The organism is Mycolicibacterium sp. HS_4_1 (assembly GCF_054515875.1).
In genome coordinates this window covers 3,181,260-3,207,252 of the sequence record NZ_CM137261.1, presented here as the reverse complement: position 1 = coordinate 3,207,252, position 25,993 = coordinate 3,181,260, and the positions used below count along the sequence as shown (strand labels likewise).

Annotated in this window: 20 protein-coding genes and 1 riboswitch; of the genes, 12 read left to right on the top strand and 8 right to left on the bottom strand. The window is 68.3% G+C overall.

All coding sequences use genetic code 11. The features are described from left to right. Positions 1 to 16 precede the first annotated feature (16 nt). On the top strand, positions 17 to 1,495 hold the full coding sequence (locus ACX12F_RS15345; protein WP_459365412.1) for an FAD-binding protein: 1,479 nt from the start codon (positions 17 to 19) through the stop codon (positions 1,493 to 1,495). Positions 1,496 to 1,499: 4 nt separating this feature from the next. Here the strand turns inward: ACX12F_RS15345 and ACX12F_RS15340 are convergent, their stop codons facing one another. After that, positions 1,500 to 3,422 (bottom strand): ABC transporter ATP-binding protein/permease, encoded by a 1,923-nt coding sequence (locus ACX12F_RS15340; RefSeq protein ID WP_459365411.1) that lies wholly within the window; start codon positions 3,420 to 3,422, stop codon positions 1,500 to 1,502. Positions 3,423 to 3,557: 135 nt separating this feature from the next. Between ACX12F_RS15340 and secA2 the strand changes: the two genes are divergently transcribed. The 11 genes from secA2 to gcvP all read left to right on the top strand — a co-directional run bounded on the left by secA2 (position 3,558) and on the right by gcvP (position 15,256). Then, positions 3,558 to 5,915: an accessory Sec system translocase SecA2 gene (gene secA2 / locus ACX12F_RS15335; protein WP_459365410.1), complete on the top strand. Its 2,358-nt coding sequence runs from the start codon at positions 3,558 to 3,560 to the stop codon at positions 5,913 to 5,915. A gap of 46 nt (positions 5,916 to 5,961) precedes the next feature. Then, positions 5,962 to 6,594 (top strand): CDP-alcohol phosphatidyltransferase family protein, encoded by a 633-nt coding sequence (locus tag ACX12F_RS15330; RefSeq protein WP_459370365.1) that lies wholly within the window; start codon positions 5,962 to 5,964, stop codon positions 6,592 to 6,594. Then, complete coding sequence (locus tag ACX12F_RS15325) at positions 6,591 to 7,532, top strand: DUF881 domain-containing protein (RefSeq protein ID WP_459365409.1); 942 nt, start codon at positions 6,591 to 6,593, stop codon at positions 7,530 to 7,532. The genes ACX12F_RS15330 and ACX12F_RS15325 overlap by 4 nt, the downstream gene beginning before the upstream one ends. Before the next feature lie 39 nt (positions 7,533 to 7,571). After that, entirely contained in the window at positions 7,572 to 7,904 is a 333-nt protein-coding gene (locus tag ACX12F_RS15320; RefSeq protein WP_053856224.1) for a small basic family protein, read from the top strand. A 12-nt stretch (positions 7,905 to 7,916) separates the two neighbouring features. Continuing rightward, complete coding sequence (locus tag ACX12F_RS15315) at positions 7,917 to 8,714, top strand: DUF881 domain-containing protein (RefSeq protein WP_459365408.1); 798 nt, start codon at positions 7,917 to 7,919, stop codon at positions 8,712 to 8,714. 60 nt (positions 8,715 to 8,774) lie between these two features. Continuing rightward, on the top strand, positions 8,775 to 9,170 hold the full coding sequence (gcvH, locus tag ACX12F_RS15310; protein WP_459365407.1) for a glycine cleavage system protein GcvH: 396 nt from the start codon (positions 8,775 to 8,777) through the stop codon (positions 9,168 to 9,170). Positions 9,171 to 9,370: 200 nt separating this feature from the next. Beyond that, positions 9,371 to 9,847 carry a glycogen accumulation regulator GarA gene (gene garA / locus ACX12F_RS15305; protein ID WP_459365406.1) on the top strand — a complete coding sequence of 159 codons (477 nt, stop codon included), beginning with the start codon at positions 9,371 to 9,373 and terminating at the stop codon, positions 9,845 to 9,847. 16 nt (positions 9,848 to 9,863) lie between these two features. Next, the gene (gene ftsR / locus ACX12F_RS15300; RefSeq protein WP_459365405.1) at positions 9,864 to 10,604 is read left to right on the top strand and encodes a transcriptional regulator FtsR; all 741 of its coding nucleotides are present in this window, start codon (positions 9,864 to 9,866) and stop codon (positions 10,602 to 10,604) included. Between the two features lie 52 nt (positions 10,605 to 10,656). Next, the gene (locus ACX12F_RS15295) at positions 10,657 to 11,151 is read left to right on the top strand and encodes a bifunctional nuclease family protein (protein WP_459365404.1); all 495 of its coding nucleotides are present in this window, start codon (positions 10,657 to 10,659) and stop codon (positions 11,149 to 11,151) included. A gap of 281 nt (positions 11,152 to 11,432) precedes the next feature. Continuing rightward, on the top strand, positions 11,433 to 12,059 hold the full coding sequence (locus ACX12F_RS15290) for a MerR family transcriptional regulator (RefSeq protein WP_459365403.1): 627 nt from the start codon (positions 11,433 to 11,435) through the stop codon (positions 12,057 to 12,059). 43 nt (positions 12,060 to 12,102) lie between these two features. After that, positions 12,103 to 12,200, top strand: a riboswitch (glycine riboswitch). A 185-nt stretch (positions 12,201 to 12,385) separates the two neighbouring features. Further along, positions 12,386 to 15,256, top strand: coding sequence for an aminomethyl-transferring glycine dehydrogenase (gene gcvP, locus ACX12F_RS15285; RefSeq protein WP_459365402.1), 2,871 nt, complete (start codon positions 12,386 to 12,388; stop codon positions 15,254 to 15,256). Positions 15,257 to 15,415: 159 nt separating this feature from the next. On the opposite strand, the gene ACX12F_RS15280 is transcribed toward gcvP, so the two are convergent. The 7 genes from ACX12F_RS15280 to ACX12F_RS15250 all read right to left on the bottom strand — a co-directional run bounded on the left by ACX12F_RS15280 (position 15,416) and on the right by ACX12F_RS15250 (position 25,925). Continuing rightward, positions 15,416 to 17,521, bottom strand: coding sequence for a substrate-binding domain-containing protein (locus tag ACX12F_RS15280; protein ID WP_459365401.1), 2,106 nt, complete (start codon positions 17,519 to 17,521; stop codon positions 15,416 to 15,418). Positions 17,522 to 17,619: 98 nt separating this feature from the next. Next, positions 17,620 to 19,845 carry a malate synthase G gene (locus tag ACX12F_RS15275; protein ID WP_459365400.1) on the bottom strand — a complete coding sequence of 742 codons (2,226 nt, stop codon included), beginning with the start codon at positions 19,843 to 19,845 and terminating at the stop codon, positions 17,620 to 17,622. A 101-nt stretch (positions 19,846 to 19,946) separates the two neighbouring features. After that, a complete protein-coding gene (locus ACX12F_RS15270; RefSeq protein ID WP_459365399.1) occupies positions 19,947 to 21,302 on the bottom strand; it encodes an alpha/beta hydrolase in 1,356 nt (451 codons plus the stop codon). Beyond that, positions 21,299 to 22,630 carry a lipase gene (locus tag ACX12F_RS15265; protein WP_459365398.1) on the bottom strand — a complete coding sequence of 444 codons (1,332 nt, stop codon included), beginning with the start codon at positions 22,628 to 22,630 and terminating at the stop codon, positions 21,299 to 21,301. The genes ACX12F_RS15270 and ACX12F_RS15265 overlap by 4 nt, the downstream gene beginning before the upstream one ends. Continuing rightward, positions 22,627 to 23,544 (bottom strand): 3-methyladenine DNA glycosylase, encoded by a 918-nt coding sequence (locus ACX12F_RS15260; protein ID WP_459365397.1) that lies wholly within the window; start codon positions 23,542 to 23,544, stop codon positions 22,627 to 22,629. The genes ACX12F_RS15265 and ACX12F_RS15260 overlap by 4 nt, the downstream gene beginning before the upstream one ends. Next, positions 23,522 to 24,571: a hemolysin family protein gene (locus ACX12F_RS15255; RefSeq protein ID WP_459365396.1), complete on the bottom strand. Its 1,050-nt coding sequence runs from the start codon at positions 24,569 to 24,571 to the stop codon at positions 23,522 to 23,524. Before ACX12F_RS15255 ends, ACX12F_RS15260 begins: the two co-directional genes overlap by 23 nt. Continuing rightward, on the bottom strand, positions 24,564 to 25,925 hold the full coding sequence (locus ACX12F_RS15250; protein ID WP_459365395.1) for a hemolysin family protein: 1,362 nt from the start codon (positions 25,923 to 25,925) through the stop codon (positions 24,564 to 24,566). Before ACX12F_RS15250 ends, ACX12F_RS15255 begins: the two co-directional genes overlap by 8 nt. Positions 25,926 to 25,993 lie beyond the last annotated feature (68 nt).

Below are 25,993 nucleotides of genomic sequence, written 5' to 3'. Positions count from 1 at the left end.
CGGCCCAGGAGAGACGATGCAAACAGTGCCCGAGACCGTCGACGCCGTCGACGTCACCGAATGGTCCGACGAGGCCGACGTAGTGGTGATCGGCTTCGGTATCGCCGGAGGCTGTGCCGCGGTGAGCGCTGCCGCCGCCGGCGCCAAGGTGCTGGTGCTGGAGAAGGCGGCCGCCGCGGGCGGCACGACGTCCATGGCCGGCGGTCATTTCTACCTGGGTGGCGGCACCGCGGTGCAGCAGGCCACGGGTCACGATGACACCGCCGACGAGATGTACAAGTACCTGGTGGCCGTCGCCCATGACCCTGAGCACGACAAGATCCGCGCCTACTGCGACGGCAGTGTCGAGCACTTCAACTGGTTGGAGGACTTGGGTTTTCAGTTCGAGCGCAGCTACTACCCAGGCAAGGTCGTGGTGCCGCCGGGCACCGAGGGCCTGTCCTACACCGGCAACGAGAAGGTATGGCCGTTCTGCGAGCAGGCCATCGCCGCACCCCGTGGCCATTCAGTACCGGTGCCGGGTGAATTGGGCGGCGCGGACATGGTCATCAAGCTGTTGCTGAAACGCGCCGACGAGCTCGGCGTCGAGATTCGCTACGAAACCGGCGCGACCACCCTCGTCGTGGACGACCAGGGTGCCGTGGTCGGCGTCCGCTGGAAGAACTTCGGTGTGACGGGCGCGGTCAAGGCCGGCGCGGTGATCATCGCGGCCGGCGGTTTCGCGATGAACCCCGAGATGGTCGCAGAACACACGCCGGCGCTCGGTCAGAAGCGAAAGACCAAGCACCACGGCGAAGTTGAGCCCTACATCCTGGGCAACCCGAACGACGACGGGCTGGGCATCAAGCTCGGCGTGTCCGCCGGCGGCGTCGCCAAGAACCTGGACCAGCTGTTCATCACTGCCGCCGCCTACCCGCCGGAGATCCTGCTCACCGGCGTCATCGTCAACTCCAGCGGCCAGCGCTTCGTCAACGAGGACTCCTACCATTCGCGCACTTCGGCTTTCGTACTCGAGCAGCCCGACCAGGTGGCCTATCTGATCGTGGACGAGGCGCACACCGAGATGCCGGCGATGCCGCTCATCCGGTTCATCGACGGCTGGGAGACGATCGCGGAAATGGAAGAGGCGCTGGGTATTCCGGCCGGAAACCTGGCCGCGACACTCGAGCGTTATAACGCCAACGCCGCCGCGGGCGAGGACCCCGACTTCCACAAGCAGCCGGATTACGTTGCGGCCCAGGACAATGGGCCGTGGGCGGCATTCGACCTCTCGCTCGGCCGCGCGCTCTACTCCGGATTCACCATGGGTGGCCTGTCGGTCAGCGTCGATGGTGAAGTGCTCCGCGAAGACGGTACCGCTGTCCCGGGTCTGTACGCCGCGGGTGCGTGCGCTTCGAACATCGCGCAGGATGGCAAGGGCTATGCCAGTGGCACCCAGTTGGGCGAAGGGTCGTTCTTCGGCCGACGGGCCGGAGCCCACGCCGCGGCAAGATGATTTGCTAGACGGGGGCGGGCGCGCTGTCCCCGTCGTCGATTCGGGTGAGCCGCCAGTTGCCGTCGCCCAGCAGCTCCAGCTCCTGCTGGTGGTGCTGCTCGACGGTGCTGCGGTGGCTGACGCTGACCACGGTGGTGTCCGGCAGTTCGGTCCGGACCAGTTGGTACAGCATCATTTCCAGGCCCTCGTCGAGGGCTGAGGTGGACTCGTCGAAGAACACGGCCTTCGGCCGGGTCAGCAGTACCCGCGCGAAGGCGACGCGCTGCTGCTCGCCGGGGGAGAGCACCTTGGCCCAGTCGTCGACCTCGTCGAGGCGGTTCGCCAGATGCGGCAGCGCGACCTTGCCCAGGACTTCCTGCAATTCGGCGTCGGTGTGAGCGCCGACCTTGCCCGGGTAAGACACCACCGCGCGCAGATCACCCAGTGGCACATAGGGCAACTGGGACAGGAACAGTGTCTCGTTCTCGTCCTGCGGCGAGCGCATGGTGCCGCTGCAGAAGGGCCACATCTTGGCCAGACTGCGCAGCAGGGTTGTCTTGCCGGCGCCAGAGCGCCCGGTGACCACCAGTGCTTCGCCTGGGTAGAGGCACAGATCCAGGGGTGCGATGAGTTCGCGGCCGTCCGGCGTGCTCACCGTGACGTTCTGCAACGTGATGGTGTGGTCGGGGCAGTCCTCGGTGGTGATCTCGGGCAGGTGCCGTGCGGCGTCGTTCGCCGTCACGAGACCGTGCAGACGGATGATCGCGGCCCGGTAACCGGCGAACTGGTCGTAGGCGTTTCGGAAGAAGGACAGGCCGTCTTGGATGCTGCCGAAGGCCGACGCGGTCTGGTTCATGTCGCCCAGCTTGATCTCGCCGGCCAGGAACCGCGGGAACTGGAGGATGTAGGGCAACGGCACGATGATCTGGCTCATCGAGAGGTTCCAGCCGTTGAACCCGATCATCCGGTTGACGTACCGCTTGTAGTTGGCCACGACGGGGGCGAACAGCCGGCGCAGGCCCGTCCGTTCGGCGATCTCACCGTGGTAGAAAGCGACGGCTTCGGCCGCATCGCGCATGCGCACCAGCGCGTAGCGGAAGGCTGCGTTGAAGCGTTCGTTGTCGAACGACAGCCAGATGATCGGCCGGCCGATCCAGAAGGCGATGATCGACGCGATCAGCACGTAACCCAGTCCGATCCAGAACATCGCCTTCGGGATCGAGATCCCGCCGAGGGTCAGGGTGCCGGAGAGATTCCACAGAATCGCGGTGAACGACAGCATCGACGCAATCGCGTTGATGGCGCCGAACAGCAGAGTGGACGTCGACATGTTGTTCGGCGTGTTGGGCAGCGGGCCCACCCCCGCGGTGAAGATGTCGATGTCGCTCTGGATGCGCTGATCCGGGTTGTCGATCGTGTCGTCGATGAAGCGGGACCGGTAATACGCCTTGCCGTCCAGCCAGTCGCCGGTGAGCCGGTCGGTGAGCCAGGCGCGCCAGGCGAGGATGAATCGCTGCGTCATGAACAGGTCGAGCATGATGCGGCAGACGTGCATGGTCGCCAGCAGCGAGAAGATGCCGATGGACAACCAGAAGCCGTGCTCGCCCGAGTTCTTCACCGTCTGGTCATGGCCGGCGAGGCCGGAGGCCACCACCTGGAAGCTGGTCATCAGATCGTTGCTCTGATAGCTGAAAAGCACCGTGAGCCGAACTCCAGTGATCACCGACAGCAGCAGCGCCGCCAGCCACAGCCACACCCTGATGCTGTCGCGGCCGAGGAAGTAGTCGCCGGTGATGCGCCAGAACTGTCGCCCCCAGACCGTGAACCGGCCGATGGCGGTCAGCACCACAAAAGTCGAGACCGCCGCGATCAGCCAGGCCTTCGCGATCCACCACAGCGATGTCGTGAGCTCACTGCCCCAGTCGAGGGTCGGGGTGAACAAATCCATCCCCGCAAGGTACCCGTGCTCTATTGACGCGCGCGCTGCGACAGGCGCGCAGACGAAAGCAGCGGCGCTCCGTCGGCCTCCGAGCAGGTGGACGGTTGCCGCAGCGCCGGCGGACCGGCCCGGTACCTTTGACCTGTGGCGAAAACCAGCACCGCGAAATCCGGCCGGCTGAGCAGCAAGTTCTGGAAGCTGCTCGGTGCTTCCACCGACAAGAACCAGAACCGATCGATGGATCAGGTTCGGGCGTCGGCGGAATTCGACGAGAAGGCCGCCGGGCTGGACGACGAGCAGATCACCAAGGCGGCCAAGCTGCTGGACCTGTCCGCACTCGCCGACTCCGCCGACATCCCACAGTTCCTGGCCATCGCCCGCGAGGCCGCCGAGCGCACCACGGGCCTGCGGCCCTTCGACGTCCAGCTGCTCGGCGCCTTGCGCATGATGGCCGGCGACGTCGTCGAGATGGCCACCGGTGAGGGCAAGACCCTGGCCGGCGCGATCGCCGCGGCCGGTTACGCCCTGGCCGGCCGGCACGTGCACGTCATCTCCGTCAACGATTACCTGGCCCGCCGCGACGCCGAGTGGATGGGGCCGCTGCTGGCGGCCATGGGGCTGACGGTCGGCTGGATCACCGCCGAGTCGGCGGCCGAGGAGCGGCGGGCCGCCTACGAGTGCGACGTCACCTACGCCTCGGTCAACGAGATCGGGTTCGACGTACTGCGCGACCAGCTGGTCACCCACGTCGACGACCTGGTGTCACCGCGGCCCGACGTCGCACTGATCGACGAGGCGGACTCCGTCCTGGTCGACGAGGCGCTCGTGCCGCTGGTGCTCGCCGGGACCACGCACCGCGAGACGCCTCGCATGGAGATCATCCGGCTGGTCGGAGAGCTGACCGCGGCCCAACGAGTTGATGACTCGCTTCAGTACTACGACACCGACGCCGACCGCCGTAACGTGCACCTGACCGACGCGGGCGCCCGCAAGCTCGAGAAGGCGCTCGGCGGCATCGACCTGTACTCCGAAGAGCACATCGGCACGACGCTGACCGAGGTCAACGTGGCCCTGCACGCGCACGTGCTGCTGCAGCGCGACGTGCATTACATCGTGCGGGACAACGCCGTTCACCTGATCAACGCGTCCCGCGGCCGGATCGCGTCGCTGCAGCGATGGCCCGACGGCCTGCAGGCCGCCGTCGAGGCCAAGGAAGGCATCGAGACCACCGAGACGGGCGAGGTGCTCGACACCATCACCGTGCAGGCCCTCATCGGCCGCTACCCGACCGTGTGCGGCATGACGGGTACCGCGCTCGCCGCCGGCGAGCAGCTGCGCCAGTTCTACCGGCTCGGGGTGTCGCCGATTCCGCCGAACACGCCGAACATCCGCGAAGACGAGGCCGACCGCGTGTACATCACCGCGGCCGCCAAGAACCAGGCCATCATCGAGCACATCCAGCAGATCCACGAGACCGGACAGCCGGTGCTGGTCGGTACCCGGGACGTCGCCGAATCCGAAGAGCTGCACGCGAAACTGGTCAAGGCCGGGGTGCCCGCCGTGGTGCTGAACGCCAAGAACGACGAGGAAGAGGCCGCCGTCATCGCCGAGGCGGGCAAGCTCGCCACCGTCACCGTCTCCACCCAGATGGCCGGTCGCGGCACCGACATCCGCCTCGGCGGGTCCGACGAAGCCGACCATGACGCCGTCGCCGAACTCGGCGGCCTGCACGTCATCGGCACCGGCCGGCACCACACCGAGCGCCTCGACAACCAGCTGCGCGGGCGCGCCGGCCGCCAGGGCGACCCGGGTTCGTCGGTCTTCTTCTCCAGCTGGGAGGACGACGTCGTCGTCTCGCATCTGGACCCCGACAAGCTGCCGATGGAGACCGACGAGGACGGCCGGATCATCAGCGACAAGGCCGGCCAGCTGCTCGAGCACGCGCAGCGCGTCGCCGAGGGCCGGCTGCTGGACGTGCACGCCAACACGTGGCGCTACAACCAGCTCACCGCGCAGCAGCGCGCGATCATCGTGGAACGCCGAGAGACGTTGCTGCGCACCACAACTGCGCGCGACGAACTCAAGGAGCTGGCACCGGAGCGGTACCAGGAACTGGCCGGCCAGATTGGGGAAGCGGGCGTCGAGGACGAGCTCGAGCGCATCTGCCGGATGATCATGCTGTACCACCTGGACCGTGGCTGGGCCGACCACCTGGCCTACCTGTCCGACATCCGCGAGAGCATCCACCTGCGGGCGCTGGGACGGCAGGACCCGCTCGACGAGTTCCACCGCATGGCGGTCGACGCGTTCGCCTCGCTGGCGGCCGACGCCATCGAGGCCGCGCAGCAGACCTTCGAGACCGCCAACGTGCTGGAGGACGAGCCCGGTCTGGATCTGTCCAAGCTGGCCCGCCCGACGTCGACGTGGACCTACATGATTCACGACAACCCACTGGCCGACGACACGATGGCAGCGCTGAGCCTGCCCGGGGTATTCCGTTAGGTTTAGCCCTATGGACCAGCCGCGAGATGCCGGAGGCGGACCGCACATGGACGCGGAAGCTGCCTGCGGAACTCGTCTGAATCTCGACGCCGACGCGGGCGACCGGGTGCTGACGATTCCCAACGCGCTCAGCGTGTTGCGGCTGCTGCTGGTCCCGGTGTTCCTGTACCTGCTGCTCTCGGCGCACGCGGGCGGCTGGGCCGTCGCAATCCTGATGTTCAGCGGCTTCTCCGACTGGGCCGACGGCAAGATCGCGCGCCTGGTGCCGAACCAGTCGTCCCGGCTGGGCGAGCTGCTGGACCCGCTGGTCGACCGGATCTACATGCTGATCGTGCCGGTCGCGCTGGCCATCGCACACGTCGTGCCGTGGTGGTTCGTGCTCACGCTGATCGGCCGCGACCTGGTGCTGGCGGCGACGCTGCCGTTGCTGCGCGGCCGTGGGCTGACGGCGCTGCCGGTCACCTACATCGGCAAGGCCGCGACCTTCGCGCTGATGTCGGGATTCCCACTGGTGCTGCTGGGGCAGTGGCCGGACGTCTGGAGCCGGGTGGTGCTGGCCTGCGGCTGGGCTTTCCTGGTGTGGGGCATGGCCATGTATCTGTGGTCCGGCGCGCTGTACCTGATCCAGGTGTCCATGGTGCTGCGGCAGCTGCCGCCGGTGGCGAGGGTTGCGGCGTGACTGAAGCCAAGACACCCCAGGACCGGGCGCTGGGCGGCTACCGGCCGGAGGCCGGCCGCAACAGTCACGTCGCCGACGAGCCGGCTCGGATTCCGGTGCCGTCGCTGCTGCGCTCGCTGCTCACCGATCACCTGGACCCCGGGTATGCCGCCGCGGCCGAGCGCCGCAAGGCGGCCGGCGAGAGTGCACGACGGCGCCGCTCCCGGCTTGCCGACGGCGCCTGGCTGCTGGTCGGTGTCGCCGCGGTGTCGGTGGTGTTCGTGGCCGCGGCGCAGCACGCGGTGTCGATGGCCCCGGCCACCACCCAGACCCAACATGTCTTGTCCGCCAACGCGCGGACCGCCGAAGGGCGGACCCGGGACAGCACCGCGAACCGCGACGCACTGGCCGGCCAGGTGGAGGCCGCGCGCCGCAGCCGGTTGGCGGGCGACGAGACGGGCCGCCGGCTGCTGGAGGCCCTGGAGGGTTCCGAGTTCAGTGCTGGGGCGACGGCGGTGGCCGGTCCGGGTCTCACCGTGACCGTCACCGAGCCTCCGCCGAGCCCGAACCTCTCCGACGTGTCCAAGCAGCGCGTTGCCGGGAGCCCGCAGATCATCCTCGACCGGGACCTCCAACTGGCCGTCAATTCGTTGTGGGCGGCCGGCGCCGAGGCGGTGTCCGTCGGCGGCGTGCGGGTCGGGCCCAACGTGACCATGCGGCAGGCCGGCGGTGGCATCCTCGTCGACAACCAGCCGGTGGCCAGCCCCTATGTGGTCGTCGCCATCGGGCCGCCGCACGCCATGCAGGAGGTGTTCGAACACACTCCCGCGATGCAGCGGCTGACGCTGCTCGCCCAGTCGTACGGAGTGGGGATCAGCGTCCAGACCCGGGACCACCTCACGGTGTCGGCCGCATCGGTACGAGACGTCAACTTCGCCAGGCAAAGTGGGCCGAAGTGAGCGGACAGAAGTGATTGGGGCCGAATTGAGGGTGCACACATGATCGGCATTGCCGCACTGGTGGTCGGCATCGTGGTGGGATTGATCTTCCACCCCAGCGTGCCGGAAGCGGTCCAGCCGTACCTACCCATCGCTGTCGTGGCGGCGCTGGACGCGGTGTTCGGGGGACTGCGGGCCTACCTGGAGCGGATTTTCGATGCCAAGGTCTTCGTCATCTCATTCGTCTTCAACGTCCTGGTCGCCGCGGTGATCGTTTACGTCGGCGACCAACTCGGTGTCGGCACGCAGCTGTCCACCGCGATCATCGTGGTGCTCGGAATCCGAATCTTCGGCAACGCGGCGGCCCTGCGCCGCAGGCTGTTCGGCGCGTGACGGCGGAACACCATGGCTGACGACGAGCAACAGGCGGGGGAGCCCGCGGCCGAACATCATGGCCGGCACGAGCTGCCCGACGGCGTTCCGGCGCGGCCGCCGCGCACCCGGTCCCAGCTGATGTTCGGCGCGCTGGCGGTACTGCTGTGCGTGCTGCTCGGGGTGGCGATCGCGACGCAGGTGCGGCAGACCGAGTCGGGTGACGCCCTCGACACCGCGCGGCCGGCCGACCTGCTGGTGCTGCTCGACTCCCTGCAACAGCGCGAGGCGGCGCTGGGCACCGAGGTGGCCGACCTCCAGAAGACGCTGTCGTCTTTGCAGGCGTCGGGCAACAACGACCAAGCCGCCATAGAGGGCGCTCAGGCGCGGCTGCGTGCCCTGTCGATCCTGATCGGGACCGTCGCGGCCACCGGCCCCGGCGTCACGATCACCATCGAGGACATCGCCCCCGGCGTGTCGCCGGAGACCTTGCTCGACGTCATCAACGAGTTGCGCGCCGCCGGCGCCGAGGCCATGGAGATCCGCTCGGGACGCGGCGACCAGCAGACCGCGGTCCGGGTCGGCGTCGACACCTGGGTGACCGGTACCGCGGGCGCGCTGGTGGTCGACAACGTGACCATCAATCCGCCCTATTCCATTCTCGCCATTGGTGATCCGCCGACGCTGGCGGCTGCGATGAACATCCCAGGCGGGGCGATGGACAGTGTGAAGCGGGTGGGCGGCACAATGACCGTGCAACAGGCCGACACGATCGACGTCACCGCGTTGCGGCAACCGAAACCGCGCCAATACGCTCAGCCTGTCAAGTAGGCGCCGGGCCGTCATCGTCGAGCCGTATCCTATGTACCCCACCAACACTCAAGGAGCGTCGTGAGCGAAACGCCAGCCGATCTGCTGTACACCACCGAGCACGAATGGGTGCGCCGCACCGGCGAGGGCACCGTGCGGGTCGGGATCACCGATTTCGCGCAGGGCGCGCTGGGTGACGTGGTCTACGTCGACCTGCCCGAAGTCGGCGCCACCGTGGCCGCCGGTGACGTGTTCGGTGAGGTCGAATCGCCCAAGACCACCTCGGAGCTGTACGCCCCGATCGCGGCGAAAATCGTTGCGGTCAACGGTGATCTGGAAGGCTCGCCGGACCTGGTCAACTCCGATCCGTACGCCGCCGGATGGCTCATCGAACTGCAGGCCGATGCGGCCGAACTGGACGGCCAGCTCGCCGGTCTGCTCGATGCGGACGGCTACCGGGCGACCCTGGACGAGTAACACCTTTGTTAGGGTGCTGCGGTCCGGTTCGGCCGCGGCGACACCAAAGTCGGCTCGGCGGATCCGGCGGTGGCGGGCACACTGGCCCGCGCCGCGCGGTACGGTCAATAGTGGGACGTATGCGACATCGATGACTGCTGGCAGCACTTGCCGGCTGGTCGTGCAAAAGAGCGCCACAGCAGCCAGTAGAGGAGCAGCGCGTGACGGATAACGACAGCGGTTCGGGGACCGGTTTCGGCTCCGAGGAGGCAACGGTGGAGACCACGTCGGTCTTCCGAGCGGACTTCCTCAATGAGCTCGACGCCCCGGCTTCGACGAGCGGCACCAGTGCCGTCTCCGGAGTGGAAGGACTGCCGGTGGGCTCGGCCCTCCTGGTGGTCAAGCGCGGGCCGAATGCCGGCTCGCGATTCCTGCTGGATCAGCCGAGCACCTCGGCGGGCCGTCATCCCGACAGCGACATCTTCCTCGACGATGTGACGGTCAGCCGTCGGCACGCCGAGTTCCGGCTCGAGTCCGGTGAGTTCCAGGTGGTGGACGTCGGCAGCCTCAACGGCACCTACGTCAACCGCGAGCCCGTCGACTCGGCGGTGCTGGCCAACGGCGACGAGGTCCAGATCGGCAAGTTCCGCCTCGTGTTCCTGACCGGCCCCAAGACCGACGACAGCTCGGCTGGTTAGAGCCGGCGGTCAGTCCATGACGCAGCCCGACCGCAGTGCAGTGGCCGGGATGTCGATCGGAGCGGTGTTCGATCTGCTCCGGCCCGACTTCCCGGATGTGACGATCTCCAAGATCCGGTTCCTGGAGGAACAGGGTTTGGTCACGCCCGAGCGCACTGGGTCGGGCTACCGTCGTTTTACGGCCTACGACTGCGCCCGGCTGCGGTTCATCCTGTCGGCGCAGCGCGATCAGTACCTGCCGCTGAAGGTCATCAAGGCGCAGCTGGACGCCCAGCCCGACGGCGCGCTGCCGGAGGGCGGATCCGCTTACGGCGGACCAAAGTTGGTGCCCGATCTCGACGTCGACGGCGGAGGCCCAGGCCGTCCTGCTGACGTCGCGCCGGCTCAGGTCCGGCTCAGCCGCGAGGACCTGCTGCAGCGTTCCGGCATCACATCGGAACTGCTGTCCGCTCTGGTCAAGAGCGGCGTGATCATCCCCGGCCCGGCTGGATTCTTCGACGAACACGCCGTCGTCATCGCGCAGTGCGCCCACGCCCTGGGCGAATACGGCGTCGAGCCCCGGCACCTGCGGGCCTTCCGGTCCGCCGCCGACCGGCAGTCCGACCTGATCGCCCAGATCGCCGGGCCCATCGGCAAGGCCGGCAACGCCGGCGCCCGCGACCGGGCCGACGAACTGGCCCGTGAGGTCGCCGCGCTCGCCATCACGCTGCACACCTCACTGATCAAGTCTGCGGTGCGCGACGTTCTCGATCGCTGAGGACTAGACTCGAATTCGTTGATGGCACACGGATTGCGGAGGGCAGACGCAGATGGGCGAGGTTCGTGTGGTCGGCATTCGAGTGGAGCAGCCGCAGAACCAGCCCGTGCTGTTGCTCCGCGAATCCGACGGTGACCGTTATCTGCCGATCTGGATCGGCCAGTCCGAGGCTGCGGCCATTGCGCTGGAGCAGCAGGGCGTCTCGCCGGCTCGGCCCCTGACACACGACTTGATCCGCGATTTGATTGCCGCGCTTGGCCATTCATTGCGTGAGGTGCGCATCGTGGATCTGCAGGAAGGCACCTTCTACGCCGACCTGGTGTTCGACCGCGACATCACGGTGTCGGCGCGGCCGTCGGACTCGGTGGCCATCGCCCTACGGATGGGCGTGCCGATCTACGTCGAGGAAGCGGTGCTCGCCGAAGCCGGTCTGCTGATCCCCGACGAGGGCGATGAAGATTCGTCCGGCCCGGTGCGCGAAGACGAGGTCGAGAAGTTCAAGGAGTTCCTCGACAGCATTTCTCCGGACGATTTCAAGGCCACGTAGGCCGGACACAGAGCGGCCCTCCGAACGCCCGGGCGGACGTTGTCACGGATGCATCTCAGTTAGGTCAGCAGGCGTCGACACGCGGTGCGCCGTTTGCAGATTCGATGAATCTGCGCCACATACTTTCCTCGTTCTGGCAACAGTTCGGCCTGCGGCTCACCGCCGATGGGCTGAAGCGGCCCGGCGGGAAGCGTATGCTCGACACATTCGAGCAGCGGACATGCCCGCCGAGCAGCAGTGGCCGCCAGGCAGGTTAGTTCGATCGGCGAGAGGACCAGGCAGTGGGCGACGACACGCCACGTCATGAGCAGTTGGACCTGACGACCAACGGCGCGCCTGAGCAGGCCGCCCCGACGCCGGCTCCCATGCCGGTGCAGGCAGGCCTGTTCCCTGACGAGTCCGTGCCCGACGAACTGGTCGGCTACCGCGGGCCGAGTGCCTGCCAGATCGCCGGCATCACCTACCGCCAGCTCGACTACTGGGCCCGCACCTCGCTGGTCGTCCCGTCGATCCGCGGCGCTGCCGGCTCCGGCAGCCAGCGTCTGTACTCGTTCAAGGACATCCTGGTCCTCAAGATCGTCAAGCGACTGCTCGACACCGGGATCTCGCTGCACAACATCCGCGTCGCGGTCGATCACCTGCGCCAGCGCGGCGTCCACGACCTGGCCAACATCACGCTGTTCTCGGACGGCACCACGGTGTACGAGTGCACGTCCGCCGAGGAGGTCGTCGACCTGTTGCAGGGCGGTCAGGGCGTGTTCGGCATCGCGGTCTCGGGCGCCATGCGTGAGCTGACCGGCGCCATCGCCGACTTCCCGGGTGAGCGGGCCGACGGCGGCGAGTCCATCGCCGCGCCAGAGGACGAGCTCGCATCCCGGCGCAAGCAGCGCGACCGCAAGATAAGCTAGCTTTTTCCCGCCAGGTTACGGACCGGTAGACTGGCGCCCGCATCGTCCCGACGCGGGAGAGTTCTGTGGCCGCCAGCCATGGACGCCGAAGGAGCAATACCTCTCCATCAACCTCTCAGGCCCCCGGACCGCGCCGGAGCCCGATGCCTCTGGAAAGCGGCGAGCTGTGACTCGCCCGCCCATGGGGAAAGGCTGCGCACGCGAGGAGCAAATACGCTCAGCGCATGCGTCGGGCCGAATCTCTCAGGCACCGACGACAGAGGGGGAGGAACCGCAAGCGGTTCCGTGGCATGCCTGCCCGAGCCTGAACGTCTGGAGAGGCCGTCATGACCGACAGCACGTCCCGTTCCTCTGCTGAGCACCACCAGCTTCGCTTCGTCGACCGGCACATCGGTCCGGATGCCGATGCGGTGGCCACCATGCTCGGGGTTATCGGCGTCGACTCGCTGGAAGAACTCGCTGCCAAGGCACTGCCCGCGGGCATCCTCGACGCGCTGTCCAGTGCGGGCCTGGCCCCCGGACTCGATGAGCTGGCCGCGCCGGCTTCCGAAGAGCAGTCGCTGGCAGAGCTACGCGCACTGGCCGACACCAACGCCGTCGCGGTGTCGATGATCGGGCAGGGCTACTTCGACACCCTGACGCCGGCCGTCCTGCGCCGCAACATCCTCGAGAACCCGGCCTGGTACACGGCCTACACGCCGTACCAGCCGGAGATCAGCCAGGGCCGCTTGGAGGCTCTGCTCAACTTCCAGACCATGGTCACCGACCTGACCGGCATGGAGATCGCCAACGCCTCGATGCTCGACGAGGCCACGGCCGCGGCGGAAGCGATGACGCTGATGCACCGCGCGGTCAAGGGCGACTGCCGCCGCCTGGCCGTCGACACCGATATCTACCCGCAGACGGCCGCCGTGCTGGCCACCCGTGCAGAACCGTTGGACATCGAGATCGTCACCGCGGACCTGCGTGACGGACTGCCCGAGGGCGAATTCTTCGGTGTCATCGTCCAGATGCCGGGTGCCAGCGGCGCGGTCGTTGACTGGTCGGGCTTGGTCTCCGAAGCCCATGAGCGTGGCGCGCTCGTGGCCATCGGCGCCGACCTGCTGGCGCTGACGCTCGTCACCCCGCCCGGGGAGATCGGCGCCGACGTCGCCTTCGGCACCACGCAGCGTTTCGGGGTGCCGATGGGCTTCGGCGGCCCGCACGCCGGTTACCTCGCCGTGCACGGCAAGCACGCCCGTCAGCTGCCGGGACGTCTGGTCGGCGTCTCGGTGGACAGTGACGGTGCGCCAGCGTACAGATTGAGCCTGCAGACCCGCGAACAGCACATCCGCCGCGACCGGGCCACCAGCAACATCTGTACCGCCCAGGTGCTGCTCGCGGTGATCGCCGCGATGTACGCCAGCTACCACGGGCCGCGCGGGCTGACCGCGATCGCGCACCGGGTGCACGGTCACGCGCTCGCGGTGGCCATGGGGCTGAAGGAGGCCGGGGTCGAGGTCGTGCATTCCGCATTCTTCGATACCGTGCTGGCCCGCGTCCCGGGCCGCGCCGAGGACGTGCAGGCGGCCGCCAAGGAACGCGGTATCAACGTCTGGCTGGTCGATGCCGACCACATCTCGGTGTCGTGCGACGAGGCGACCACGGCCGACCATGTCGACGCGGTGCTCTCGGCGTTCGGTGCGACCCGTGGCGGCCAGCACTGGGATGGCCCGGAAATCCACACCCGCACTTCGGAATTCCTCACGCACCCGGCGTTCTCGCGGTACCGCACGGAGACCGAGATGATGCGTTACCTGCGCTCGCTCGCCGACAAGGACATCGCGCTGGACCGCAGCATGATCCCGCTGGGCTCGTGCACCATGAAGCTCAACGCGGCCGCCGAGATGGAGCCCATCACCTGGACCGAGTTCGCCCAGCAGCATCCGTTCGCCCCGGCTTCGGACACCCCGGGCCTGCGTAAGCTGATCGCCGACGTCGAGTCCTGGCTGGTCAGCATCACCGGCTACGACTCGGTCTCGCTGCAGCCCAACGCCGGATCGCAGGGCGAGTACGCCGGCCTGCTGGCCATCCGCGCCTACCACGAGGCCCGCGGCGAAGCCGGGCGCAACATCTGCCTGATCCCGTCCAGTGCGCACGGCACCAACGCCGCGTCGGCCGCCATGGCCGGCATGAAGGTCGTCGTGGTGGCGTGCCGCGAGAACGGCGACGTCGACCTGGACGACCTGCGCGCCAAGATTGCCGAGCACGCCAGTGACCTGGCTGCGCTGATGATCACGTACCCGTCCACGCACGGCGTCTACGAGCAGGACGTCGCCGATATCTGCGCGGCGGTGCACGATGCCGGCGGCCAGGTCTATGTCGACGGCGCCAACCTCAACGCGATCGTCGGCCTGGCCCGCCCCGGCAAGTTCGGCGGCGACGTCAGCCACCTGAACCTGCACAAGACCTTCTGTATCCCGCACGGCGGTGGTGGTCCCGGTGTCGGTCCGGTGGCGGTGCGCTCACACCTCGCGCCGTACCTGCCGGGCCACCCGCTGGCCGCTGAGCTCGGCGACGCCAACACCGTCTCGGCGGCGCCGTACGGCTCGGCGTCCATCCTGCCGATCACGTGGGCGTACATCCGGATGATGGGCGCCGCCGGTCTGCGGGCCGCGACGCTGACCGCGATCGCGTCGGCCAACTACATCGCCCGCCGCCTCGACGAGCACTACCCGGTGCTCTACACCGGCGAGAACGGCATGGTCGCTCACGAGTGCATCCTGGATCTGCGGGCCATCACCAAGGCGACCGGTGTCACAGTCGACGACGTGGCGAAGCGCTTGGCGGACTACGGTTTCCACGCGCCCACCATGAGCTTCCCAGTGGCCGGCACGCTGATGGTCGAGCCCACCGAGAGCGAGAGCCTGACCGAGGTCGACGCCTTCATCGCCGCGATGATCGCGATCAAGGCCGAGATCGACCAGGTCGGTTCCGGGGACTGGCCGGCGGATGACAACCCGCTGCACAATGCTCCGCACACCGCCGAGTGCCTGCTGGTCGACGACTGGAAGCACCCGTACACGCGCGAGCAGGCCGCCTACCCGCTGGGCAAGGGCTTCCGGCCGAAGGTATGGCCGCCCGTGCGCCGCATCGACGGTGCGTTCGGTGACCGTAACCTGGTGTGCTCGTGCCCGCCGATCGAGGCCTTTGCCTGATCCTCCGCGAGCTGTGGGCATCTCCCGCCGGCCGGCCAGGCGGGGCAGCACACCGATACTCCGTGCGGTCCTCACAAGAACGTCCCGCTCAGCGCTGCTGAGCGGGACGTTTTTCTACATCCAAGGCGGCGTGTTGCGGGTGGACACGCACACTCGCGGTTAGGGAAGAGCTGCCGCCACCGCGTTGGCCAGTTCGGGGGCCGCGGACGTGGGCACGCTGGTGAACGTGCCGCCGGTCAGCTGCGAGACGGCCTGCCAGGTCGAGCCGTCCGAATCGGTCCCGATATCGATGACATTGATGGCCACCGGGCGGCCCGGGTCGAACGCCGACTTGATGTAGTCCTGCAGGCCCTGACCGTCCAGCGACTGGTCGGTGTGCGGGCCCGAGGTGATCAACAGGATCGAATTGGCCTGTCCGTCGACGTATTTCGACATCGCGTCGCCGTAGAGCATGCGCATGGTCGTGAACGAGACGTGACCGCCGCCCGACGAGCTCTGGTTGTTCAGGTTCGAGATCAGCTGCGCCGAATGCGACTGGTCGCTGAGCGGGGCGACCGGAATCTCGGTGCGGCCGGACACGCCGTCGAACGTCCACAGCCCCACCGAGCTGTTCGGCGACATCGCCTTGACCCGGTCCATCAGCGCCGCGGTCACATTGCCGAGCCGGGTCTTGGCGCCGTCGGTGGTCGGCATCGACTGGTCCAGCATGATCGTCACGGCGGCGCCCCTCGAGGTACCGCCGACGGCGTTGGCCAGCGTGGCGCGCGTGCCGGTATCACCGATCGAGAGTGCGTCGGGCAGCGAGCCGAGGTTCAGCACGTCGTTCTTCGGTGGGGTGCCGCCGCTGACGCGGAAGCCGGCCTTGGACAACTCGGCCAGCTGTTCGGGCTTGCGCAGGAAGTGTTCGAATTCGCTTGCCGCCGTGATCTCCTCGTGCGACAGGCCCTCGCCCTCGAGCAACACGGCCGGGTAGTCGGCGACCGCCGGTGCGCCCGGTGGTAGCCAGGCCGCCAGCTTGCCCTTGGCGTTGTCGGTGTGCTGTGACCGCTGGTAGAGCTGCTGCTCGGTGGTGACAACGGCGTGCACCGGCGCGGTGGCCGGGTCGCTCGCCGAGATCAGCGCATCGAGCGCCGTCGAGGCCTTTGAGTCCGTGAGCTTGGGCTGTGCGGCCATCAAGCGGTGCACGGCGCCCGCACCGGCGTTGGCCGGTGCACCACCCGCCGCAGCGGAGGCGATGGCCTCGGCCGCCAGGTAGGCCGCGTCACTGTTCTCGACGGTCGGCAGGGCCAGCCGCAGCGAACCCCAGCCGGGCAGGCTCAGGCCGTCCAATGCCGTCGGCGTCGTCTGGAGCGCAGGCAACGTGCCCCAATTCTGCTGGGCCAGCGCGTCTTTCAGTTGCGGCCGGACAGCCAACAGGACGGGTGAGGTGGCCAGCGACTTCGCTTCACCGCTGACCACCTGATCGCCGGCACCGGCGATCAGCCGGGCCGCCGACACCGAGCTGGCCGGAATCCACAGCGCCGGGCGCGGTCCCAGGTTCGACGGCCACTTGTTGGCCATTCCGTCGACGACGGAGGTCGGATCGGTCGCCTTGACCTCGACCTTGACGCACTTGTCGCCGATGGGTGCGGCGGTCTGGTTGTACTTACCCGCCAGTGAGTTCAGCTGATCGGAGATCGACGGATCGGCCAGCACGGGCACGCTGACCGAGCCGGACACGCAGCGTGCCGAGGCTTCCCGGCTGCGGTCGGACAGCACGCTGCCGAAGAACCGCCAGAGGATCACGGCGGCGACCACGACCACGACGGTCACGAGCGCTGCGATGACCCCGACGCTGACGCCGCGGCGTTTGGTCTGGATGGCCCGGTGGCTGCCGGTCCATTCGCCACCCTCCCATTCGCCGCCGTGCGCACGAACAGAAGCCCGGCGCGGGACGGACGGGAAGGCCTGGGTGATGCTGTCGGCCCCGGTGAGATCGGGCTGGTCATCGTCGCCTGGGTAGCCGGCGGGTGACTCGGCATAGTCAGGCTCTTCGGTCTCGTATCGATCGCTGGTACCGGCGGGCGGCGTGGCGGCGGGCTGCCTAGGGGCGGGCGGCATCCCGTGCATCTCGGCCCAGTCATCCGGAACCCGGAAACCCGGCGCGCCGGTGGCGGAGTCGTCGGCTTCCGGAATATCCGGCGACAACGCGTCAAAGTGTGATGTTTCGTCGTCGCGTGATTCATCGGCGTTTGATTCGTCGTCGGGAGCTCTGTGCCTACCCATTGGTGTCTGCTCCTGGTGTCGGCGTGCAATCGGCGGACCCGCGTCGTGAGACGTGGGCCCGCCGAATTTTAATCAACGATGATGGGGGAGTTAACCGTTCACGAACCGGCGTGTGCGGCCTTGAACTCCCGCCGGCGCCGATGCAGGATCGGCTCGGTGTAGCCGTTGGGCTGGCTGCAACCTTCCAGAATCAGCTCCTGCGCGGCCTGGAAGGCAATGCTGCCGTCAGGGTCCGGAGCCATCGGCAGGTATGCGGGATCGCCGGCGTTCTGCTCGTCGACCACTGCCGCCATGCGGCGCAGGCTCGCTTTGACGTCGTCCTCGGTGATGACGCCGTGCCGCAGCCAGTTGGCCAGCAGCTGGCTGGAGATGCGCAGCGTCGCGCGGTCCTCCATGAGGGCGATGTTGTGGATGTCCGGCACCTTCGAGCAGCCGACACCCTGGTCGATCCAGCGCACCACGTAGCCGAGGATCGACTGGCAGTTGTTGTCGACCTCTTCGTGGATCTCCTCAGGCGCCCAGGCCAGTTCCTTGGCCAGCGGGATGGTCAGCAGTTCGGCGCGGGTGGTGCGCTTCTTGCCGGCCAGCTCTTCCTGCACCTCACGCACGTCGACCTGGTGGTAGTGCATGGCGTGCAGGGTGGCGCCGGTGGGCGACGGCACCCACGCGGTGGTGGCGCCGGCCTGTGGCTGGGAGATCTTCTGCTTGACCATCTCGGCCATCAGATCGGTCATGGCCCACATGCCCTTACCGATCTGGGCACGTCCGGCCAGGCCGTCGGCCAGACCGGCGTCGACGTTGGCGTCCTCGTAGGCCTTGATCCAGGTCTGGCTCTTCATGGCGCCCTTGCGGACCATGGGGCCGGCTTCCATCGAGGTGTGGATCTCGTCGCCGGTGCGGTCCAGGAAGCCGGTGTTGATGAACACCACGCGGTCGGCGGCAGCCTTGATGCAGGCATTGAGGTTGACCGTGGTGCGGCGTTCCTCGTCCATGATGCCGACCTTGAGGGTGGCTTCGGGCAGGCCGAGGACGTCCTCGACGCGGCTGAAGAGCTCGCAGGTGAACGCGACCTCTTCGGGGCCGTGCATCTTCGGCTTCACGATGTAGATGGAGCCGGTGCGGCTGTTGGTCAGCTTGCCGTTCTCCTCCGTCGACTTCAGGCCGTGCATGGCGATGAGGCCGGTGAACAGTGCGTCCTGGATGCCTTCGGGGATTTCTGTGACTTCGCCGCCGTCGCCGACCGTAACAATGGCGTCATTGGTCATCAGGTGGCCGACATTGCGCACGAACAGCAGGCTGCGGCCGGGCAGCACGAGTTCGCCCTCGCCGTCAGGGGTGGTGAAGACCCGGTCCGGGTTCAGCGTGCGGGTGAAGGTCTTGCCGCCCTTGCTGACTTCTTCGGACAGGTCGCCCTTGTTCAGGCCCAGCCAGTTGCGGTAACCCAGCACCTTGTCGTCGGCGTCGACGGCCGCGACCGAGTCCTCGAAGTCCATGATCGTGGTGATCGCGGACTCCAGCACGACGTCCTTGATGCCGGCCTTGTCGGTCGAGCCGACCGGCGAGGCGGGGTCGACCAGGATTTCGATGTGCAGGCCGTGGTGGACCAGCAGCACCGACCACGCCGAATCGCCGAGTTTGCCGGTGTAGCCGACGAACGCCTCGGGGTTGGCGAGTCCGGTGCTCAGCCCGTCACCGAGCTCGGCCTGCAGCTGGTGCTCGTCATCGATCTTCAGACCGGAGATGTCGGCCCAGGAGCCGGCAGCCAGCGGGACGGCCTGGTCCAGGAAGTTACGGGCATAGGCGATCACCTTGTCGCCGCGCACCTTGTTGTAGCCACCCTTGCCGGCCTCGGCGCCGCCCTCGTCGGAGATGACGTCCGTGCCGTACAGCGCGTCGTACAGCGAGCCCCAGCGGGCGTTGGCCGCGTTGAGCGCGAACCGGGCGTTCAGGATCGGCACCACCAGCTGCGGACCCGCGGTGCTGGTGATCTCCGGGTCGACGCCCGAGGTGGTGATGCAGAACTCCGCCGGTTCGGGCTGTAGGTAGCCGATCTCGGCGAGGAACTCCTGGTATGAGGTCTTGAACTCGTCGGTGTCCACGGGGTCGATGACCCGGGCGCGGTGCCACTTGTCGATCTGCGCCTGCAGGTCGTCACGGCGGGCCAGCAGATCCTGGTTCTTCGGGGTCAGGTCGGTGACGACCTTGTCGACCCCCGCCCAGAAGCTGTCCGGATCGACCCCGGTGCCGGGCAGAGCCTCGTTGGTGATGAAGTCGTGCAGTACGCGGGCCACCCGCAGATTTCCCACCGTCACACGATCAGTCATATTCTTCTTCCTCCTAAGCAGCCCACACGGCGACCATCCACTTTACCCGTGGGTAACCGCAGCTCACCGGCGTGTCGGCCAATGAGAACCCGGTCACACCCTCATTGTGGCGCCGAGCCCGGCAAACCGATCACCGGGACGCCGGGGGTGAACAGCCGTCCGGCCAGCCACGGCAGGGCCTTCGCGAATACCTCTGCGGCACTGGGGAACGTGTGGTCACCGCTGTGCGGGACCACCGAGCACTCGATACCGGCGGCACTGACCACGGCGCACATGTAGGTGGCGACGGCGGTGTGGCTCTCCGGATTCGCCGGTGGGTCCATATCGGGCGCCGGGCCGGCCTGGCCCGCCTGATGGACCACCGGCCCGCTCTCGGACACCGCGAACCAGCCGGCCACGCCGGAGTACGGCCCGTGCCCCCGCACCACGGTTGCCGGATCGAAGTGGGCGAACGCCGCCGCGTCGCCGCCGAACAACCGCGCGATGGTCTGGGGCTGTGAACCGGCGTTGGGCCCGACCTGGCCGTCCATGTCGACGAAGGTCTGGAACAGCTCGGGGTGCATCACCGTGGTCATCACCGCGCACGTGCCACCGGCGGACCAGCCGACGATGCCCCAGCGCGACGGATCGGGATTCGCTGAGAACGTCGAAGTGACAAATGGCACAACGTCTTTGGTGAGATGATCGGCGGCCATACCGCGGGGTCCGTTGACGCACTCGGTGTCGTTGCTGAACTGGCCGCTGGTGTCGACGAACACCAGGATCGGTGCGTTGCCGCCATGGGCAGCGGCGAATTCGTCGGCCGTGCGCTTGGCGCCGCCCGCAGTGGGCCAGTCGGCCGGCCAGCCGAACTCGCCGCCCACCATCACCACCACCGGAAACTGCGGCGCGTCGGGGGCGAACCACGCCGGTGGCAGGTAGACCAGCTCGGGGCGAGCACGGAAGCCTGACGCGCCGGTCGGAATCTGCACCGGCACCAGCAGGCCGTGCTGTGGCCGCTCGCCGCGCCCGCGCATGGCAAGCGCGGTGTCCAGGTCGACCTGGCCGCGCAACTCGGCGCCGGTGGCCCGCTGCCACAGGGCCTCGACGGTCGGCAGGTAACCCGTCCAGGTGTTCACCGCCAGGCCCGCGCAGACCACGCACAAGGGCACCACCGCGACGGACAGGGCGCGGCGCCACCAGTGCAGCCCGGGCCACCCCGCGATCGCGACCACGAGGGCGACCCCGGTCAGGGCGATCCATACCCACAGCGATACCGGTGCCGGGCCGCCGGCAAGCCCTTGGTCGGAGATGAACCAACCACACGCCAGCGCGAGGACGACGCCGGTGCCGACCGCCACCGGCAGCCAGCGCCGGAACCAGCCGGGCGACCGCCGGCCGACGGCGAACACCAGCGCCACCACCGTCACCGCCTGAATGAGCATGGGTAGCCAGCCGCCGAGGAGGCCGATGTTCATCCGGCGTCTCCGGAGTCCGCCGGCGGCGGCGGGGACGCGGGCCGCTCGGTGGTGGCGGTCACCTGTTCGGTCTCCGAGGTCGACGGCTCGCTGTCGGATTGGTCCCTCGACGAGCTGGCCGTCGACGTCGGTGTCGCGGACGTCGAGGCGCCGCCGCAGGTGTTGGGCGCCGGAACGCCGTTGAATCGGTCGGTGATCCAGCCCAGCGCGTCGGCTTCGTCGGGCTGGACGTAGTCGATCACGTCGCCCATGGCACATGCCCGCTCGACAGCGGCGGCGGTCTGTTCGGGCGGCACCAGCCCGTCGGGCGGCCCGGGCGTGATGAGCAGCGGCGCGGCCGCCGGAGCTTGCGGAAGCGTGGTCTTACGCAGGTAGCCGCGCAGCGCGTCGGTGGCTGCCGGGGTCGTCGGCCCGAGGTCGTGCGGTCCGAGCGAATCCAGCACCGCGGTCCGGTCGGCCACCGCTGGGCCCCGGCACGATGACAGCGTCGCCCAGTGGTCGCGCGCCGCGCCGCGCCGGTAGTCCTCGATCGGGAATCCGGGGTAGGCCTGCGGCATCACGGCCAGGTACTGCTGCAGCATGAGTTGCTGGTCGTGGCTCAGGTTCCCCTCGGCCGAGGCATCGGCCAGCCATTCCAGCGCCGCGGTCGGGGCCAGCGCAACCGCCCCTTGCGGGCGCAGACCGCCGCCGTAGTCGGTGGCCAGTTCGGCGGCCGCCCACGCGGCCTGGCCACCTTGTCCGGTGCCCACCGCGACCCAGTTGGTGGACGCGTCCGGGACCAGTTTGCGCGTCGCCCGGGCCAGGTCGATCAGGTTGAAGCCCTCGGTCGTCGAGTCCAGGTACGGGTGGTAGGTCTCATTGAGCCCGATGCCCTGGTAGTCGGTGATCGCCACCAGGTAGCCGGCGCCGACCATGAGCCGCACCGTCGGCAGCAGGCCCAGCAGACTGGGGGAGGCCGACGGGGCGCAGTCGGACTGGATGCCGCTGCCCGGGTTGGCCAGCGCGATGATGCGCCAGCCGCCGTCGGGGGGCTTGCCCTTGGGCAGGAACACCGAGCCCGTCACCTTGGGGTGGCTGTCGTTGATGCCCGACGTGGAGACGTAGGTGATGCGCGCCGAGATCGCGGTCAGGCCGGCCAGCTCGGGGTCGACGGTGGTCAGCGGCTGCGCGGCGACCAGCGTGCCGGGCCCGGCGCCGCTGTAGTCACCCGGCAACACCTGCCCGTTGCGCTGCGCGCTGTGGCCGGGCCGGTCGTCAGAGCAGCCGGCGATGGCCATCACGGCCACCAGCGCAGCGGCGGCGACCCGAAGCGCGGTGCCGGCCGTCACGGCATGCCTCCGTCGGTGTCGTGTTGCAGCAGCTTCAGGCACTCGGACAGCAGCGATTCCCGCAGCGGCACAGCGAGATTGGCGATGTCCTGCTGGCGGCGCACATACTCGGCACGGCCCGCGGGGTCCTCGATGGTGATCGGCTCGACGCCGTATTCACTCAGGTCGTACGGGCTGGCCTGCATGTCGAGGACGCGTGCGTCCGTCGCGAGGTCAAGGCAATCCATCAAAAGATTCGACTCCAGCAAAGGTCCGAGCTTGTAACTCCATTTGTACAAGTCCATATTTGCGTGCACACAGCCCGGCTGCTCGGTGGCCACCTGGGCGTGTCGGCTGAGGGTTTCTCCGTTGCGCGGTACGGCCGCCGCGGTGAAGAACCGGTAGGCATCGAAATGCGTGCACCGCAGCGGCATCGACTCGACCACCGTATCGGTGTCCGCGGTGCTCAGGCGCAGCGGCACCTGGGTGTGCCGCACCTCATGAGCGCGGTACACCATGGCCCATTCGTGCAGGCCGAAACAGTTCAGCCGGGCCGGGCGGCTCGCCGTCGCAGCCAACAGGTCGGCGACGAACGCGACGGTCTCCCGACGGCCGGCCAGGTAGTCGTCCGTGACGGTCACCGCGTCGTCGCGGCGGCCGTAACCGGCCCGGTCGGTGAACCGGAGCGCGCCGGCTCCGGTCAGGGCGCGGCCGAAACCCGGATGCCAGCGCCGCAACTGGCGCGGCTTGAGGCTGTAGTACGTGAACAGGAAGTCCCACACCGGGTGCGGTTCGCCGGCCCGCATCCGTCGCTCATGCGGCGCCAGGAAGGCGTCGACACGGTCCAGGTAGCGCTGTTCGCGCGGTGCCCAGTCGCTCTCGTCCAGGACCTCGAGCGGTGCACACACCGTCTCAGACACGGTGGGTGCCGTCACGCACCACGCCGACCAGGTCCTCCACGAGGTCCTCCAGTGCCACCATCGCGGTGACGTAACCATCGGTGGTCACCAGCGACAGGTGACTGTTGTTGCGGCGCAGCCACGACAGCGCGTCGGCGACCGGCAGCGTCGAGGCGACCATGGGCAGCGGGCGCACCATGGACCGGTCCAGCACGGCGTCGTTGTCGTCTATGCACGGCAGCACATCCTTGATGTGCAGGTAGCCGAGGTAGGCGCTGTGCGCGTCGGTGACCGGGAACCGCGAGTAGCCGGTGTCGCGCAACGCCTCGGCCACCGCACCCACCGTGGGACCGGTACCCGGCGCGGCGATGGGCACCGCGCGGATGTTCTGCAGCGGTATCGCGACGTCCTTGACCGTCCGCGTCCGGATGTCGAGTGCGCGGGTCAGGCGCACGTGTTCCTCGGCGTCGAGCAATCCCTCCGACAGGGACTCGGTCAGCATCTCGGACAGTTCGACCGACGACACCGTGACGTCGAGTTCGTCCTTCGGCTCCACCCCGAGCAGTCGCAGCGTGCTGTTGGCGCACCAGTTGTAGAAGATGACGAACGGCCGGGCGACGCTCATATAGACCAGGTACGGCGGGATCAGCAGCATCGCGGCCTTCTCCGGCCCGGCGATGGCGATGTTCTTCGGCACCATCTCGCCCAGCAGCACGTGCATCGTCACCACGACGACCAAGGAAACGGCGAATGCCACGGTGTGCAGCACGGTGGCAGGCACGCCGAGCGCATCGAAGGGTTCACGGAGCAGGTGTGCGACGGCCGGTTCGCCGATGCGGCCCAGCAGGATCGAGCAGATGGTGATGCCTAGCTGGGCGCCGGCCAGCATCATCGACAGCCGCTCACCGGCCCGCAGGACGGTGACGGCGCTGCGCTTGCCCTGTTCTGCCAGCGCCTGCAGCCGGTCGCGTCGCGCCGAGATCAGCGCGAACTCGGCGCTGACGAAGAAGGCGTTGGCGCCCAGCAGCACCATGGTCAGCAGGATTCCGAGGACGTCATTCATCGCGGGCTCCCGATTCGTCCGGGCCCAGCTGGGTGAGCTCGAGCTGGTCGATGCGCCGGCCGTCCATCCGGATCACCGTGGCCTTCCAGCGCACGGGGTCCAGCTCGGGGTTGTCCGGGTCGAACTCGGTCAGCACGACGGTGTCGCCGACGTCCGGGATGTGCCCGAGCTCCTTGAGCACCAGGCCGCCGATGGTCTCGTAGTCGCCTTCGGGCGCACGGAACGGGGTTTCGGTGTCCACCTCGTCGATCCGCATCAGACCGGACACGAGCCAGCCGTTGCGCACCTCGACGACGTCGGGGGTGGCGTCGTCGTGTTCGTCGCGGACGTCGCCGACGATCTCCTCGATGAGGTCTTCGACGGTGACCATGCCGGCGGTACCGCCGTATTCGTCGACCACGAGGGCGGTCTGGACACCGTTGGCCCGGATCTGGCTCATCACCGCGTCACCGTCGAGGGTCGACGGCACGGTCGGGACGGGCCGCGCCAGTTGCGCCAGCCGGGTGCTGGCCCGCAACTCGACAGGTATTGCGAAGACCTGTTTGACGTGCACGATGCCGACGGTCTCGTCGAGGTCGCCGGCAACGATCGGAAAGCGTGAGAAGCCGGTGCGGATGGCCGTCTCGATGAGGTCGGCGACGGTGTCGGTGACCTCCAGCGACTCGATCATGGACCGCGGCGTCATGAGCTCCTCGGCGGTGCGGCCACCGAACTGCAGCGAGCGGTCGATCAATTCGGCGGTCTGCGGGTCCAGCGACCCGCTTTCCGCCGAGTTCCGTACCAGCGCCAGCAGTTCCCGCGCAGACCGGGCCGACCGGAGTTCCTCGGCGGGCTCGACCCCGAGCCGGCGCAGCACCCAGTTGGCGGTGCCGTTGGTCAGCTTGATCACGGGGGAGAACACCAGTGAGAAGAACCACTGGAGCGGCACGGTCGCACGCGCGGTCGGCACCGGCCGCGCCACGGCGAGGTTCTTGGGTACCAGCTCGCCGAACACCATCGACACGGAGGTGGCGATCAGCAGAGCCAGGGTCAAGGCCAGCGGTTCGGTGAACCGTTCAGGCAGGCCGACGGCGTGCAGGGGGGCGCGCAACAGCCGCGCCACCACGGGTTCGGCCAGGTAACCGGTGATCAGCGTGGTGATCGAGATGCCGATCTGCGCGCCGGACAGCTGGAAGGACAGATTGCGGTGCGCGGTGCGGATGATGCGGTCGCGACCGCCGCCGTCACGGGCGTTGGCGTCGACTGTGCTGCGTTCCAGCGCGGTCAGCGAGAACTCGGCGGCGACGAAGACCGCCGTTCCGAAGGTCAGCAGGATGAACGCGGCCAGGCTCGCGATGGTGAGCGCAGTGCTCATCGTGCACCACCGCTCGGGGCGCCGGGCTGACGGCCCGGCCGGCTACTGGGAGGTTCGGAGTCGACGGA

Excerpts from the sequence above, each read along its gene's own strand:
- ACX12F_RS15345 (WP_459365412.1), top strand. The coding sequence starts at position 17 with ATGCAAACAGTGCCCGAGACCGTCGACGCCGTCGACGTCACCGAATGG.
- ACX12F_RS15340 (WP_459365411.1), bottom strand. The coding sequence starts at position 3,422 with ATGGATTTGTTCACCCCGACCCTCGACTGGGGCAGTGAGCTCACGACA.
- ACX12F_RS15330 (WP_459370365.1), top strand. The coding sequence starts at position 5,962 with ATGGACGCGGAAGCTGCCTGCGGAACTCGTCTGAATCTCGACGCCGAC.
- ACX12F_RS15320 (WP_053856224.1), top strand. The coding sequence starts at position 7,572 with ATGATCGGCATTGCCGCACTGGTGGTCGGCATCGTGGTGGGATTGATC.
- ACX12F_RS15315 (WP_459365408.1), top strand. The coding sequence starts at position 7,917 with ATGGCTGACGACGAGCAACAGGCGGGGGAGCCCGCGGCCGAACATCAT.
- ftsR (WP_459365405.1), top strand. The coding sequence starts at position 9,864 with ATGACGCAGCCCGACCGCAGTGCAGTGGCCGGGATGTCGATCGGAGCG.
- ACX12F_RS15295 (WP_459365404.1), top strand. The coding sequence starts at position 10,657 with ATGGGCGAGGTTCGTGTGGTCGGCATTCGAGTGGAGCAGCCGCAGAAC.
- gcvP (WP_459365402.1), top strand. The coding sequence starts at position 12,386 with ATGACCGACAGCACGTCCCGTTCCTCTGCTGAGCACCACCAGCTTCGC.
- ACX12F_RS15280 (WP_459365401.1), bottom strand. The coding sequence starts at position 17,521 with ATGGGTAGGCACAGAGCTCCCGACGACGAATCAAACGCCGATGAATCA.
- ACX12F_RS15275 (WP_459365400.1), bottom strand. The coding sequence starts at position 19,845 with ATGACTGATCGTGTGACGGTGGGAAATCTGCGGGTGGCCCGCGTACTG.
- ACX12F_RS15270 (WP_459365399.1), bottom strand. The coding sequence starts at position 21,302 with ATGAACATCGGCCTCCTCGGCGGCTGGCTACCCATGCTCATTCAGGCG.
- ACX12F_RS15255 (WP_459365396.1), bottom strand. The coding sequence starts at position 24,571 with ATGAATGACGTCCTCGGAATCCTGCTGACCATGGTGCTGCTGGGCGCC.
- ACX12F_RS15250 (WP_459365395.1), bottom strand. The coding sequence starts at position 25,925 with ATGAGCACTGCGCTCACCATCGCGAGCCTGGCCGCGTTCATCCTGCTG.